The organism is Acinetobacter sp. ABJ_C5_2, assembly GCF_044538485.1.
Classification (GTDB): domain Bacteria; phylum Pseudomonadota; class Gammaproteobacteria; order Pseudomonadales; family Moraxellaceae; genus Acinetobacter; species Acinetobacter nosocomialis_A.
Map to the genome: position 1 here is coordinate 15,061 of NZ_JBIUCS010000026.1, position 15,464 is coordinate 30,524.

Below are 15,464 nucleotides of genomic sequence, written 5' to 3' on the forward strand. Positions count from 1 at the left end.
AAGTCAAATAATTATTCAGATGTTTCTTGATCTATAAGATCGTACCAAACAGGTTCAAATTTGATTTGTTGTTCGGTCGAAGAATATATTTGTTCAGAATGTCCTGTCTCGAGGGTTTCACCTGCTATATCAGTGTCCATACCTGTAATTTTATAAGATAACCCTGTAATAACTTCTCCATTTGGATCAGTCACTTTAAAGACTTCATTATAAGTTGTGACATTATTAAAAGTTGGAAGCGGTAATTTTAGCGTTGATGCACCAAGTGTATTAAATATTTGAGATTTAACTTCTACAGTAGCAGGGCTACCTATTTCAATTGAACCATTGGTTTTGATTTTAATATAGCCACCACTTTTATTACCAAGTGTTATCTCTTTATCCGCGACTATCGTAATTGAACCTTGACTACTTGTAATTGATACATCTTTTAAAGCAGCCATTTGTAATACATCATTTTGTGACTGAATTTGAACCGCTCCCTGATTGGCAAACGCTTTTATTCCTCCTTGTTGAGCATATAAGCTCATCCCACTAAGGCAGTTGGCTGTCAGTTGCCCCAGACTACTCATGTCAATTTGTTGATTTGCAATCATTGTTATATTTTCACCAGCATTATAACTATGACTTTTGGGTGTAGTTACAGATAAACCCGCAGGGGTACTTATTAAAATATTAGGCTTTGCCATAGATTTTAATTGGTCGTCAAGTTGCTGCTTTAAACTTGGGTAACGTGTATATCCTTCTTTCGGATCGGCCTTTGCTTGTACTGCACCTTTTTGTAAAATCTTGATTTTAGCTAAGGCTTGTTCAAGCTGTTGAATTGCTAGGTCTATATTCAGTTGTTTATCTTCTGCATTAATCTGTGCATCAGTACCAATGAAAAGTCCTTTTGCAGCTCTAATTGCACCCCACTCATCTGTTCTTAACTCAAACCCTTCTCCGCGGTCTTCGCTTTCCGCTTTGTCTTTAGGATGACTCAGTTTCCCGAGATTTAACTGGCTTGCACCATGACTGCTTTGAAGTTGGGTGCTAATTTGTCCCGGTGTATCATCAAATCTGAGTTGTCCAAAACCACCACCCGACACTTCTTTGGAACGGATACCACTCAGCTTTTTAGTATCGGGAAGTTTACCTTTGTTATCAAATTTGGTTGGATGGCGCTGAGCCTCATGAATTCGACCCATTACAAACGGTCGGTCGATATCGCCATTAAAGAAGTCAATAACGATAATTTCACCGATACGCGGTAAAAAACGTGCACCGTAACCTTCTCCAGCCCACGGTGTTAGAACGTCAATCCAAGCTGAATCGGTGTCATTGTTGTTGGTCCCTGCACCACCATCATGGCTATGGTCATCACTACGGGTAAACAGGAAGCGGACTTTAATACGTCCCCACTCATCTACATAGATTTCTTCACCTTCAGGACCCACCACTTTTGCACGTTGCGGATGAGTTGTAGGGCTATGAATTTGTGGGTTATAAGCTGGTGTTGTTGGAATCTGACGACGTTGTAAAATCAGTTGATTCGCTTGGCGTTCATCACTGTTCTCGGGGTTTTGTATTGACCAGTTACTTTGCGCCAATAGACCATTAATTTGGTCATTTAAATCTTTAGGTAAATTATTCTGATTAAAGAAATTTTTAGAAACAATCAAAAAGCTTTTATCTGAGCTTTCATGCTGGTCTATTTCTGGGTGTTCATTTAATTCGAAATAGTAACCCACATAGGCATCGCGGACCGTCGTTTGCGCAATAAAGCGTTTCGCCTGTGCCTCGTAGTAATTATGGAGGTTCTGGTTTAATCGTTCAACTTGTTGATTTCCAGATTTAGTTACACCATCCTCACCCTTTAAATCACCAATCCATGCAGGCGCATAGTTCCAAGCTTGCTCTAAGCCAAGTGTAGCATTATCATATTGTTCGCTATGCTGATGCTTACTTTGAACGCTTCCAATCCCTTCTTCTTGTTCTAATATTTCTGCTTGCCAACGTTGTATATGCATAACGTTGGGTTGAAGAGAACGTTCGGCAGTTAAGCGAGTCATACTGTCGTATTGTTCCACCGCACTACTACGGTGGTAACGAATCGTTTTACGGTCTAAAGGTTGATATTGGCTATTGGCATCAATCAACCTCAGTTTTTGAGCTTGAATAGATGTATCGGTACTTGGAACAATATGCTGAGCTTCATCAATGAGCCAACTGATATTTTCACTACGAAGTAAACGTGTAAGGAAGTCCCAATCACTTTCGTTATGTTGCATAACAAAAGGACGAACATCATAAGTTTGTGTTAAACCGCTTAAATCTAAACTTAAACTTGCAGCAAATAGCGGATTTTTAACTTGCCATTCTTTAAAGAGTATTTCCCATATTTCAACCACGCTTTTATTCATAAATACGCGCGAATTGCGGCGATATTTCCATAATGTGGTTGGATCTTCTAAGGTCAACTTATATAAAGTTAGACTTCCATCTGACTGACCCTGTCGAACTTGAGTAATAATGCCTGTAACGCGGGTTAATTCACCTCGTTCCGTCACTATATCTACAGCGGCCTGAACACCAATAAAAGATTTTAGTTGAATCGTTGCATTTGTTGATAGACATAAAAGTTCTGCTTTTAAGCCATCATTGAGTGCATGTACGCCATCAATTCTTTGCAGAAAGACTTGGTCATTCAATATCGGAGACGTAAATTGAATATGAATAGCACGTTTCTGTGGGCTAATACCCAAACTATCTAAAACTTGATGAATACTGTTCAACATCTTTATAGGACTGAATTATATTTAGCGGCATTTTACAAAGCATATACAAATCTGTCTATTTAATTAATAATTAATTTTACATTTAAATTAAATATTAAAACTTATTCTATTTAATAGAATAGAATCTAACCTTAGCATAATCAAAAGATTTGTTAATTTTGCTATATTAAACCTCATTTATAAAGCATTAATTTTTAAAAATAAGCCAATAAATCAATTGTTTAAAAAATGTATAAACATTAAACAGGCTTATACATTTTATTGGTCAATTTAAAAACAAGAAACAACGCAATATACTGTTATTTATATTATTTTTAAAATTCAAAAATAGATCTATTATTATTGAAAAATATTTCCAAATTACTTTCCATGCAAAGATTCAATTTAAAATAGTTTAGATATTTTAAATTATAATTAGAGACAATTTTTAATATTTCTTAACACTCATCTAATTGCAAGTAAAACACATTAGAAATCGCTCAAACAACTGTTCTTTCATATTTGAAATATCGGAGCTTAAAAGCTGAATAATGGTGCCTTCAATCATATATAAAAATAATTTGGCATCATGAAATGAGGCTTCCCTATTAAGCGTTCTAAGCTGGCTATAGATTTCATTGGTTAGCCATGTTCTATATTTGATGGCGACTTGGTAAGCATTTGAATAAGTATTTTTAGTTTCAAAAATGGCTTTAAATAGCAGGAAATACGGCCCTTCCAAGTCGGCATGCAAGTCATAAAGTATTTTGAGTTTGTCCGTCACGCTTGTGTTGTGGTCGTACTCGACCATTGCAATGACTTTCTCTTGTAGCCGTTCTTTTTGCACAAGTAGGCAAATTTCGATAAACCGCGCTTTGGACTGAAAATAATGATAGAAAGTCATTTTTGTAATTTCAGACTCTCTCACAATTCTGTCGACACCTACTAAATGGAATCCGTGGTGGTGAAATAAATCAATCGCCTTATTAATAACTTTTAAAGCACGTGTAGAAAATACTAAAGGTGGCATACTTTTTACCGTTATAAATTCTTGTTGTTTCTAAAAGAGAAAAAAGCCTGTGCCCTTTTTTGAGAGAAAAAAAGGCACAGCAAAGCCATAAAGACTGTGCTTGGCACATCTCAAGTTTTATTGTTGATACAAATTTTTGAGCCGTAATGACTTAAAGCCTGAAAACCCTAAAGGCCATCAAACTGTTTAAAGATGATTTAAGTGGTGTCGTTATAGCTTTTGGCATCGAGAGCCAAGAAATAATGAATGTGCAAAGCCAACTCCTTCTATTGGGAGTTCTGCCAGACATTAAAATTATGGTGGCAGAACGGAAGAGGGTTCGCGGACTGGTTTCGACTCCAGCACACCCGAAGGTGTCCCTCTCCCGTCCTACCGCTACGGGAGGAGACGAGGAGATGCTCACACAAAACTATTCCTCAGAAGAAATAATCCTGATGTGGTCGAAAACAGCGGTCCGCGACGACCGACTGGCAATGTGGCCAGCAGGCAAAGGATAGTGTCCAAGCCTTTCACAGTCAAGCACACAAAATGACATTTGCTTTAAAATAAATCATTAAAAAGTAAGGGTAAATAATTTAGTTTTATTATTAAATTAGGGTTTATAAAATCGAAGAAATTTATATAGATATATGAGTTTTGATAGTTCAAAATGAATGTTTATTTTAAAACCATTTATAAAAAACTGTAGATGAGTCTGAATATAAGAGGACATTTAATGAAGAACTTTCTAACCAAGAAAATGTATACAACTAGAGCTTTATTTTTTGCTGTAGGCGTTATGGCTTTAAATGTTTCCCCTATTGTTATTTCTACTACTCATGCAGCGACAGAACAAAAAATGGATAATTTATCGACTAAGCTTTCATCAATTTTTGCAGATAAACCCGTAGAACCTGCTTTATTTAGTCCTCAATTTTTAGGACAAGTTTCCATAACACAAATTCAAAAAATCGTTGATGATTTAAAAGCCTCTTTAGGCACTCTTAAAAGTATTAATATTTCTAATGGCTCAGGAACGATTGATTTCGAGAAAGGCGAATTACCTGTTTCAATTAGCTTAGATGAGCAAGGGCAAATTAGTACCCTTTGGTTTAGCGCGCCTCATTTTAAGACCGTAAGCCTAGACGAAATGGTTAAAGGTCTACATGAAAACGCAATCGGTAAAACTTCTCTTTTAGTTGTTATAGATAACAAACCTGTGATTGTTGAAAATGATAAAACTCCAATGGCTGTGGGTTCAACTTTTAAGTTACTCGTTTTAAAAGCGTATGAAGATGCAATAAAAAAAGGCGAATTAAAAAGAGAAACTATTGTTTCTTTAAAAGAAAAAAATCGCTCATTGCCAACTGGAGTTTTACAAAATTTACCTGATGGTACACCAGTAAATCTCGAACTTCTCGCGCAGTTAATGATACAAATTAGCGATAATACAGCGACCGATAGCCTGATAGAGGTATTAAAGAAACCTCGTATAGAAGCGTTGTCACCTAGAAACATCCCGATGCTGACGACACGAGAGCTATTTCAACTGATTGATCCAAGTAATGAAAAGCTAAAAAATAAGTTTAAAACAGGTACAAAGTCGGCTCGTTTAGAAGTGCTCTCTGAGCTAGACAAACTCCCGCTACCGAGTGTGAGTAGCATTGGGAAATCGGCTACTTGGCAAGATGCTGAATGGTATATGTCAGCCAATGAGATTTGTCCTCTGCTTGAAAGTGTTCAAAATGCCCCTGCTCTGAACAGCTCTTTAAACCCACTTTTTAAAAATTTAAATTGGCAAAAAATTGGTTTTAAAGGTGGTTCCGAATACGGCGTGATTAACTTTTCTGTGATTGGTAAAACTCAAAAAGGTCATAAAGTTTGTGCAGTATTTACCGCAAATGGAAATGAGCCACAGCCGGAAACAAAACTAGCCATATTATTTACAGGCATACTTCAAGCTGTTGATTCTATGAATCGTTAAACACATAAGCCCATCATGAGTAGTAGGCTTTTAGCAACTCCTTATGATGGGTTGATTTGGAGTTATACAAAGATTCCATGTTAAGATATATTATATTGATTTTTAATAAAATAATTTAAAACTATGTCTAATTTCTTGAAATATAAACATCTTTCAACAAAATCTATTTGCGATGCAGCTATGAGTTTCGATTTAGCTCGTTCAGCTGAAAAAATGATGAATTGGGAATATATTGGAGATGACAATCCTGCATGGAAAGAAGGCCCATATTTATCTTCTCCAGCAAATAGGAAAAATATTGATAGAAGTCATCCATATTGTATGCGATCAAGTATTTATATGCAGGCTATAGCAGGAATAGTTGTAGAAGATCAGTCTAATAAAGAAGGTAAAACTCGAATACCAGCATCTCAGCTGAAACCGAATGAATCAAGAGTAGAACCAATTATTTCAAAACTAGTTATTATTGAGCAATTTGAATTATTTAAAGCTTTTATGATTTGTTGTGATGGACCTTATAGTAAAAAACAAGTACATAAATGGGTGGGAAAACTACCTGAAGAAGTTTTAGATACAATATCTAGTTTAACTCTAAGAAGAAATGAATTAACGCATGACACAGATTATCAGTTACCAACTATGAAGGAAGCTGTTGAATTCTTTTATGCTTTAAGATTTATTTGCAGTAAATACTTTGATGAGAATTCTCCTAATTTTGTAACTATTTAACAGTATGGCTTTACTCCTCAAAAAACCGCCCCAGAAGGCGGTCATTGAGTATAAACCAGTAAGCACTGCCCACCCTGTTTAAGACATTGAGTACGACTTAGAAATCAGAATGAAATCTCAACGTTTGAGACGATCAATTTGTTCATTAATCAGATGTTGTGCAAGCCCAAGGTAGCCCCCTGAATCAACGTCCCAACTCTGTAACTGTCCATCAATATTCATACGGGCAAGGCCATAAGCCAATGCACGAGTAGATAACAAGGCATCTTCAGCCGAAATACCGACGAGCTCTCCACTCGATACAGCATCATTCAACAGTTGTCGCATCTGGCGACGAATCTTGTCGTTGGATGCCCGAAGCCCACTTCCCTCGAAATCGATGACGGCGCGCGTGGAAATCACTTGAAAGTGATGCGGATTTTCAAAGGCCCAAATCAGGAACGCCTGTCCTAATGCACGGTATTGCTCTAAGGGTGAGAGACTCGCTGCTTGTGTGAGTGCCTGATCGATTTGCATGGTGAGACGAACCATGGCCTCTTCTGCGACCGCATTCAGTAGTGCAGTTCTCGATGGAAAATGGCGAAACGGTGCACCTGGTGAAACGCCAGCCCGTTTAGCTGCCTCTCGCACAGAAACGGCTTCAATCCCACCCTCTTTTAAAAGAATCAACGTCGCATCAATAAGTGCGGCTTTCAGTGCGCCGTGGTGATAACCCCGTTGTGTGTCTGCCATGAATTTCATCACTTGTAAATTTACGATAGTTTAACTTTGACAGTACTTTGAGATCAATGTAATCTGTGCTTACATTAATCTCAGAGTGCTTCGTTATGAACACAAAGTTACTGGTCACAGGAATACTTGGGGTATTGCTTTTGGGATCGCAAGCCTATGCGAACGAGACCAGTGTTGGCGTATCACCAGTGCAGCAAAAGGATAATACACCCCATTTGATCATTGACTCTCCAACAGATCATCAGGTCATTAAAGGGGTCGTCATTATCCGCTGGCATGCGCAGAATATTCGAATATTGTCTGTTTATGGAGATGCGGCACTCGCGGTTAAACCAAAACTCGGTCACCTGCATGTTTCGCTTGATCACAATTCTTGGCATTGGGTACAAGCATCTGAAGAACCAATCGTCCTTCAGGGACTGGCTCCCGGTGAGCATACGGTTTCCATTGATTTGGCTGATGCGACACATCAAGTGTTAGATCATCAGACATTGACGTTTGTCACCACAAACATAGACTCTAGAAATACGCATTCCCATTGATCAGTGATGGTGTAATACCCATAAAAAAAACCGCCCCAGAAGGCGGTCGCTGAGTATAAACCAGCAGGTATATAGAAGTATGGTGGACGAATACTTCTATATTCTTTTATGAAGGAGTTTTCTCGGTTTTCAGAAAATCTTTCGATTTAAAATAATTAATAATCATATCCGCGTGCTCTTCTTTTTGAGGAGCGGCTGTCACAGGAAATGATTCTTTCGTCATTTTAAATCCGTGCGGGATGAGCTGTGAAATTGGCGGAAATTTAGGTTTCCCACCTTCTGTAATCCGCTCGATAAAACTTGCTAACCAGAGTAAATACTCTCCTTCATTTTCAAACTTAGGCATAACACTTAAATCGACTTTGACTTTACATTCACTAAGAGGCTTGGTGAGCTGTTCATCAAAATCAATGTAATTGAACTTAAGTTTAAACTCAGTCCCTTTAATGGCCTTACGTATCTGACTGATTAAACAATTCAGATTTTGTGTAAGGTCATTGGTGAATAAGTCGCCTTTTTTAATATTCTTATAAACCTTTTCAGCCACGGCTAAATACTTTGGCATTTTTTACCCTCCTCAATCTCAATTGTTATAAAGTTTTGATCTTAAAATGTTTTATGGTTCTGATTATGGTGAAACAAGTGTAAAGGAGTGAAACATTATTATAGTCAAAAGTAAGTAGTTAAAGCTTTATGTAAATCACACTGAACAATCACATAAAAAAAGTATGGTTTTGATAACTCATCCGCAATTTTTCTAAATTATTAAGATGTTTTGAAATATTTATTTTCAATTAAAATTTACCATTTGGTAAAATTAATACGGTCGCATTTGCTGATCTCGTCTTACCAGCCCTAAAACTGATCTACGAACTCTAATTTCTTCTTCAGAAAATGGTAAATGTTCTTTTAACTCATCTATAGAAAGAGAATTATTTTCTATTAAAAAACAGTCTTGTTCGGTCGTCCAATGTGAAGCCACCGTTCCAGTTTGCTTGTAGTAACGTTTCATATACCTGAGTAAATTTATGACCATAAAAAGCTTAAGAATACAGCAAGCTTTTTATAAGTTTTGAGCAGAAAGAAAAATAGGAATACTACCGAAATACGCCACAATAAAAAAGCCAAACATTGCAGTAAAGCCCTGTTTGGCACTTCTAAAAAATGAGTTTAATCCAACTCTAGCTGTTGTCTTAGTTTAAGAATATCGACTAGCCCTTTATCTCTTTTTTGATATAAATCGACATCTTTATAATGTGTTAAAAGCTCTTTGGTTTGTTCTTCTAACAACTCTGTCGTTTCTTCTGAGTGTTGGAAAGCCTGCATATCATTCCACCATTCGGTCATAGGTGGCCCAAGGTGATGAATTGCCTCTTTAAAGCCTTTCTGGTTCGCAAGCTCCATATTTATATAGGGGCCAAATAATGCCCATCTCAGCCCTGGCCCACTAGTAATTGCAATATCAACATCTTCAGCTGAACATACTCCTTCTTTCACCAAGGAAAAAGCTTCTCGCCATAAGGCTGCTTGCAAGCGGTTCGCGACATGCCCTTTTACTTCTTTATTTAAAATAATCGGGTGTTTGCCTAGTCCTTGATAAAACTCGGAAGCGTGCTTTAAAAACTGTGGATCTGTTAAATTTCCGCCTACTATTTCAACTAAAGGTAATAGATGAGGTGGGTTAAATGGATGGCCTAAAAGTATACGCTCGGGATGAGCTGCTTCTTTTTGAAAGTCTGAAACTTTTAGGCCTGAAGAACTTGAGGCAATCAGCGTCTTTTCAGGACAATATGACGTGATGTCTTGATATAACTTTTGCTTTAAATCTAAACGCTCTGGTGCATTTTCTTGAATAAAATGGACATCGGCTACAGCATCTTTTAAGCTGTTGTGAAGCTCTAGATTTGAAAGAACATCTTGTAAAGAATGGCTAGACTGCTTTTGCAAATCTAAATCTTGTAAATCTTTTAAATTTGCTTGTATTCTCTTTTTAAATAATTCTTCATCTATGGGATAAGGGTCATATACCTTTACCTTAAAGCCTTTATATAAAAATAATGCTGTCCAGCTTGCACCAATGACACCAACACCAACCACACCGATGGTTTTAATTTCTTCCATACTTTCCTCACAACCCTATTACTTTTAAAAACTGTCCTTATTTCCTTACACGACCATAAAAATAGTCGACTTCTCATCTTGTCTTGGTTACTTAAAGCCATTTTATAATAGGCAAGCTGAACCCAAAGTTCATATCATTATTGTACTTTTCTTGCATTATATTCATTTTTAACAACTAAAATTGCGGCTAAAGATTGCAGCCTCAGAAGCGCTAAACGTGTATGATTGGCAGGGTTTTGAGCGATTTAAATTTCATATGACAAATACATTTTCTGACCACAAGCAAGTTGAAGTGGTGTCTACTTTTGCTGAACTTGTAAATACACATTTTCAGGGAGATAAGAATGCTATTTGTTGGCACAGAAATTTGCTTGGCGACTTTAAAGAAATTGTGGCTAAACTTGAGTTAAAAGAAAATATTACTGAAATTTCTACTGAAGACCTGTTAGCACTTGAGCTTTCAGAACAAGGTGATTTGGCTCGAGACATTATTTTAAAAGACATGCAGCTTTTAACTGATATGGGTGCATCGCCTGTACTTAATTTACTTAAACACTATGAACGTGATGAAGAGCTAGATTTTATTTCAACAGATGTCTATTCATTTCACGTTGATCGCTCTCCTATAGAAACCGATACTTTTTTATGTACTTATCACGGTGCAGCCAGTGATATTGTGCCTAATGATCAGGTTGAACAAAAAATTTTAATTCCAGAAATTAGAGAAAAACTCAAAGCATTACACGACGGCCCAGAAGCGGAATTTGAAAGCTTTTTAGCAGAGTTTTTTTTTGATTTACATTACCAGCCTAAAGCCCATGCTCAACCTATAAATTTGGGTACAGGACACTTGTGGCGTTTGGCGGTAGATCATCCCAGTCAAAAGGTTTTACCGTGTGTGCATAGAGCACCAGTTGAAAATGATGGTGAATATCGGTTGCTACTCATCTGTTAATTTCCGACATATTGCTAATTTTAAAGACTTAAATATCTGTTCTTTCATTATTGAATTGGCTTAAAGTCAATTTATATTAAAAAGCATTTCTAATTTCTCGTCGTTCACTCCAATAATGAATAAAATAAATTTGAATATTTACCAAAGCGAAAATAATGAAAAAATATGATTTAAAGTAGTTGACCCTCACGTAACGTAAGCCCCTAGCATAAAACACGCCTAAGGAAGAAGGAGCTAAAAAGATGCTGTTAAAAGTTGGTGAATTGGCTAAACAAACAGGACTTACTGTCCGCGCTCTTCATCACTATGACGATATCGGTTTACTTCAGCCTTCGGTCCGTTCCGATGCTGGTTATCGACTATATACCCGTAAAGACATTACTCGTTTGCATCAGATTCAAGCATTACGAGGAATGGGAATGTCGTTAGCCGAAATCCATACGGTTCTTGAAGACCCCAATCTTGCGCTTTTACCCATTATTGATCAGCAGATTCAAGCAATTGATCAGAGACTGAATGAGCAAAAGAAATTGCGAAATCAGCTCAGTAAATTGAAATCTCAGATTATGAATGGTGAAGAACTTGGTTTGGAGGATTGGCTAAAAACACTGGAGCTTATAGCAATGTTTGAGAAATACTTTACAAAAGAAGAGCTTGAAAAACTTACTTTCTTACAAGCAGGTAGTAAAAGTCACCAAGAATGGCAAGAGTTAACTCAGGCAGCAAATGCACTATTTAATGCTGGCGAACCATCTAATAGTGAAGCTGCTCAAGATTTGGCACGAAAGTGGATGAAAACTCTTGAGCAGAATACGCGAGCTAACCCCGAATGGCTTGTTAAATTAAATGCCATAAATTCAGCCGAGTCTGAATTTCAGGAAAAATTAGGGGTTACACCAGAAGTTGTTGAGTTTTTACTTCAAGCGTTTTCTGAAAGTAAGCTGAGTATTTTTGCCCGCTATTTATCTGACAATGAATTTGCTTTTCTAAAAGAAAACTACATTCGTGAGATGAAAAAATGGCCTCAATTGTTGGTCGATATTGAAAAATTGATTGATGCCGAAGTCCAACCAGATAGTGAAGGTGCACGGCGTTTGGCTCAACAATGGCTTTCTATGCTACAAAGCTATGCTGGTAATAACCCAAGTACTCAAGAAAAAATTCGTAAGGCAATGCAAAATGAACCGAGCCTGGCGGACGGCACTTGGCTCAAACCAGTTACCCTACAATTTCTGGAAAAAGCAGTAGCAGCTTTAATGCGCAGTGCTTAGTTCTGTTAAATCGCTCTTTTTATACTAAGAAGGGTGATTTTCCCTAGGTTATTAAAGCACTTATTCAATATCGAATTTAAAATCGAGAAAGAAAAGCTAAACCTTATTGCCAAAAAAAAAGCCCTCTAAAGAGGGCTTTTTTATTTATTCTACAGAAATAATTACTGTGGAATAATTACTGTGGAATAATGTTAGTAGCGCTAGGGCCTTTTTGGCCTTGCACAACATTAAAAGTCACACGTTGACCTTCATGTAAAGTTTTGAAGCCAGAAGATGCGATTTCTTTGAAGTGAGCAAAAACGTCTGGACCAGAATCTTGTTGAATGAAACCAAAACCTTTAGTTTCGTTGAACCACTTAACTGTACCAGTAGCTGTGTTGTTAGACATGATATACATCCTATTGAATTTTAAGAACTTAATGTCATGAGACATGACAGGTTTAACTTGGAAAAAATAACGAATTGAGCTTAAGATCTTAAAAACGGAGGATTATGAATAAAGCTTCGATACTAAAAGAGGATTTACTAAACTAATAAGTCTTTTTTCTAGTTAAGCTAATTATACACCAAAAAATCACTTATACAAACTTTTTATATGAATTATTTATTACGACTATACTAAACATTTGTTTACATCTGTACAAATAATTACACTTTATGATCTAAACATATAACATTTTATTTGTTATAGCCCCTTCTTAAATCTTAGATTTATATTAATTCAAAACCTTTATCCGGCTTAACAGTATTGATTAATTACAATAAGTTAGGCTATGTCTCTGTCCTACTCTATAATATTACTAAATATTATGATTACCCTATGCTATTCAAAAACTGTCACAGTTAGAAATATATAAGAATATAAATATTATTAAAACTTCTATTAGAATAAATATAAATCAAATTAATTTTAAAATAAAAATTCAATCATTATTATATTTTAACCAGCATCGTTAAAATCATTATTAAACAAACTGTCTGTTGTAAGCGCCTTTGTATGGGAACATCCGCCTTTAACTGGACCATATAACTTTAAAAAACTGGATGTATTCATTAGGCCATAGGCTCCGTAACCTATCTTTGGCTTATATCTAGCAATGAACCTATCTATACACTCTTTAAATTTTGAGGACTATCATGCGCCTACATTTTATTGTTCATGAAGATTTTGAAGCACCTGGTGCATATGAAATTTGGGGTCAAAATAATCACTTCAAAATGACATATTCAAGAGTGTATTTAAATGAAGAATTACCTTCTACGGTTGAAGAAATTGATTTTCTTATTGTGATGGGTGGGCCGCAAAGTCCAGATACGACCATTGAAGCATGTTCTCATTTTAATTCACTCGCTGAACAAGCTGTCATTAAGAAAGCCATCCAAGCAAACAAAGTTGTTTTAGGGATATGTTTAGGTTCACAGCTCATCGGTGAAGCTTTAGGTGCCAAGTTTGAACATAGCCCTGAAAGAGAAATTGGTAAGTTTCCTATTATGCTGACAGAGTACGGTTTTAAACATTCTCTATTCTCACATTTAGGAAAAATGACAGAAGTTGGCCACTGGCACAATGATATGCCCGGGTTAACGAGCGATGCAAAAATTATTGCTTTTAGTGCAGGATGTCCACGACAAATCGTTGAATATTCGAAATTAGTTTATGGTTTACAGTGTCATATGGAACTAACGCCTGAAGTCGTCGAATTACTCATTCAACATTCAGCAACTGAACTCGATCAAGCTCATGATTATAAATTTGTTAACACCCGTGAAGAATTAAGAAAACACGATTACCAAGAAATGAATCAAAACCTATTTATTTTTCTAGATAAATTAAAAGATGAATATTTACAACTCAACTAAATCACAGTAAAGCCCTTTTATCAGGGCTTTCTTTCGTGAAGTGAGTTGAGCTGTCATGCAGGTAGCAATAAAGACCCAAGTAGTAGATGGTCGCTATACAACATCTAATAAAATAATAGCGCCTGTCACACATGAAGCGGCTGATGTGCAAAGTTAGCTTTTAGGTTTTAAGACAGCTATATCACACTTTCAACACGCATTTGTTCTGCGCACTGTAGGGCATGTTGCAAATCTTTTTGTAAATCGACCACCGACTCCAGCCCAATATTCAAGCGCACCAAATAGCCATCTTTGGGTAGATTGGTATGGGTTCGATAAGCTTGCCCAACAGGTAAAATCAGACTTTCAAACCCACCCCAAGACAAACCAATGTGAAATAATTGCAACGAATCAAAGAATTTTTGTACATAAGAAGGTTCAGATTCTTTTAAATAAAAAGCAAATACTCCAGATGAACCATCAAAATCTCTTAACCACAAATCATGATAAGGACTAGTTTCTAAGCCAGGATGAAGCACTTCCTTAATAGCCGGATGTGTTGCTAGAAATCGAGCAATAGTTAAAGCACTATCTTGATGCTGCTTTAACCTTACCGCTAAACTTCGCAAGCCCCGTGAAGCCAAATAAATGTCGTCTGGGCTTGTGGTCTCACCAAACAAATGTCCAGTTTTCGTGAGTTGTTCGTATGTTTCGGCGTTTGCAGTAGCCACACCCATTAGAATGTCAGAATGGCCGCCAATGTATTTGGTTACGGACTGAATAGAAATATCAGCGCCATGCTTTAAGGGTTGAAAAAGTAACGGCGTTGCCCAAGAGTTATCGACTAATACTTTTGCGCCGTATTGATGGCTAATTGCTGAAATTGCCGCAACATCACTCAGTTCAAATGTCATTGAACCCGGTGACTCAATAAACACCACACTGGTACGATGATTAATTTTTTCAGTTAATACCTCAAGGTTAGTAGAGTCAAAATAGTCAACACTTACCCCCATTCGGACTAAGATATTGTCAGCAAAATTCCGTGTTGGGCCATAGATGTTATCGGCAATCAAGACATGACTATTTGCCTCTACACAAGCCATAAGTGCATGTGTACATGCCGATAAGCCAGATGGAAACACCAGACTACCCGCACCACCTTCAAGTGCATTGATTGCACTTTCAAAAGATTTAGCTGTTGCGGCGCCGAAACGACCATAATGTCGATATACCCCACCATTTCGTTTAAATTCTTCCCACTCACTAAAGCTATTTACAACAATAGTAGAACCACGAAAAACAGGTGTGTTGACTAGACCATCAAAGCGCTCGGGTGTTCGTCCTAAATTAATGACATCTGTACTGAATTGATTCACTTTTATATTCCGAGAAACATATCAACTTTATTACCAATTCATGATAATGAGATTTCAATGGATATAAATTTTAATATTTTCTATATTTTATCTTTATATTAGATTTTTATTTCTTATTTTCACTTAAAATTAGAATTTAAATCCGAC

At 36.7% G+C, this 15,464-nt stretch carries 14 protein-coding genes; 6 read left to right on the forward strand and 8 right to left on the reverse strand.

The genetic code is table 11. The annotated features are described in order from the left end of the window. Positions 1–11: 11 nt before the first annotated feature. The gene (locus ACH8JV_RS15900; RefSeq protein ID WP_396522354.1) at positions 12–2,777 is read right to left on the reverse strand and encodes a type VI secretion system Vgr family protein; all 2,766 of its coding nucleotides are present in this window, start codon (positions 2,775–2,777) and stop codon (positions 12–14) included. 448 nt (positions 2,778–3,225) lie between these two features. After that, positions 3,226–3,786, reverse strand: a complete 561-nt coding sequence (locus ACH8JV_RS15905) for a TetR/AcrR family transcriptional regulator (protein WP_396522356.1) — start codon at positions 3,784–3,786, stop codon at positions 3,226–3,228. A 715-nt stretch (positions 3,787–4,501) separates the two neighbouring features. Between ACH8JV_RS15905 and ACH8JV_RS15910 the strand changes: the two genes are divergently transcribed. Both ACH8JV_RS15910 and ACH8JV_RS15915 read left to right on the forward strand, forming a co-directional pair. Next, positions 4,502–5,749 carry a serine hydrolase gene (locus tag ACH8JV_RS15910; protein WP_396522358.1) on the forward strand — a complete coding sequence of 416 codons (1,248 nt, stop codon included), beginning with the start codon at positions 4,502–4,504 and terminating at the stop codon, positions 5,747–5,749. A gap of 123 nt (positions 5,750–5,872) precedes the next feature. Then, a complete protein-coding gene (locus tag ACH8JV_RS15915) occupies positions 5,873–6,478 on the forward strand; it encodes a hypothetical protein (RefSeq protein WP_396522360.1) in 606 nt (201 codons plus the stop codon). 117 nt (positions 6,479–6,595) lie between these two features. On the opposite strand, the gene ACH8JV_RS15920 is transcribed toward ACH8JV_RS15915, so the two are convergent. Further along, positions 6,596–7,210 carry a TetR/AcrR family transcriptional regulator gene (locus ACH8JV_RS15920; protein WP_396522362.1) on the reverse strand — a complete coding sequence of 205 codons (615 nt, stop codon included), beginning with the start codon at positions 7,208–7,210 and terminating at the stop codon, positions 6,596–6,598. A 95-nt stretch (positions 7,211–7,305) separates the two neighbouring features. On the opposite strand from ACH8JV_RS15920, the gene ACH8JV_RS15925 reads away from it, so the two are divergent. After that, positions 7,306–7,752 (forward strand): DUF6130 family protein, encoded by a 447-nt coding sequence (locus ACH8JV_RS15925; protein ID WP_396522364.1) that lies wholly within the window; start codon positions 7,306–7,308, stop codon positions 7,750–7,752. 106 nt (positions 7,753–7,858) lie between these two features. Here ACH8JV_RS15925 and ACH8JV_RS15930 read toward each other — a convergent pair whose 3' ends face one another. The 3 genes from ACH8JV_RS15930 to ACH8JV_RS15940 all read right to left on the reverse strand — a co-directional run bounded on the left by ACH8JV_RS15930 (position 7,859) and on the right by ACH8JV_RS15940 (position 9,873). Next, positions 7,859–8,317 (reverse strand): hypothetical protein, encoded by a 459-nt coding sequence (locus tag ACH8JV_RS15930; RefSeq protein ID WP_396522366.1) that lies wholly within the window; start codon positions 8,315–8,317, stop codon positions 7,859–7,861. Between the two features lie 252 nt (positions 8,318–8,569). Next, positions 8,570–8,764, reverse strand: coding sequence for a hypothetical protein (locus ACH8JV_RS15935; protein ID WP_396522368.1), 195 nt, complete (start codon positions 8,762–8,764; stop codon positions 8,570–8,572). Between the two features lie 158 nt (positions 8,765–8,922). Then, a complete protein-coding gene (locus ACH8JV_RS15940; RefSeq protein ID WP_396522370.1) occupies positions 8,923–9,873 on the reverse strand; it encodes a 3-hydroxyacyl-CoA dehydrogenase NAD-binding domain-containing protein in 951 nt (316 codons plus the stop codon). A gap of 256 nt (positions 9,874–10,129) precedes the next feature. On the opposite strand from ACH8JV_RS15940, the gene ACH8JV_RS15945 reads away from it, so the two are divergent. Continuing rightward, positions 10,130–10,828: a DUF1826 domain-containing protein gene (locus ACH8JV_RS15945; protein ID WP_396522372.1), complete on the forward strand. Its 699-nt coding sequence runs from the start codon at positions 10,130–10,132 to the stop codon at positions 10,826–10,828. A 242-nt stretch (positions 10,829–11,070) separates the two neighbouring features. Then, on the forward strand, positions 11,071–12,099 hold the full coding sequence (locus tag ACH8JV_RS15950) for a MerR family transcriptional regulator (protein ID WP_396522374.1): 1,029 nt from the start codon (positions 11,071–11,073) through the stop codon (positions 12,097–12,099). Positions 12,100–12,274: 175 nt separating this feature from the next. On the opposite strand, the gene ACH8JV_RS15955 is transcribed toward ACH8JV_RS15950, so the two are convergent. Next, positions 12,275–12,487, reverse strand: coding sequence for a cold-shock protein (locus ACH8JV_RS15955; RefSeq protein ID WP_002054492.1), 213 nt, complete (start codon positions 12,485–12,487; stop codon positions 12,275–12,277). A gap of 749 nt (positions 12,488–13,236) precedes the next feature. Here ACH8JV_RS15955 and ACH8JV_RS15960 point away from each other — a divergent pair. After that, on the forward strand, positions 13,237–13,959 hold the full coding sequence (locus tag ACH8JV_RS15960; RefSeq protein ID WP_396522376.1) for a type 1 glutamine amidotransferase: 723 nt from the start codon (positions 13,237–13,239) through the stop codon (positions 13,957–13,959). Positions 13,960–14,135: 176 nt separating this feature from the next. Here ACH8JV_RS15960 and metC read toward each other — a convergent pair whose 3' ends face one another. After that, positions 14,136–15,317, reverse strand: coding sequence for a cystathionine beta-lyase (gene metC / locus ACH8JV_RS15965; protein WP_396522378.1), 1,182 nt, complete (start codon positions 15,315–15,317; stop codon positions 14,136–14,138). Positions 15,318–15,464 lie beyond the last annotated feature (147 nt).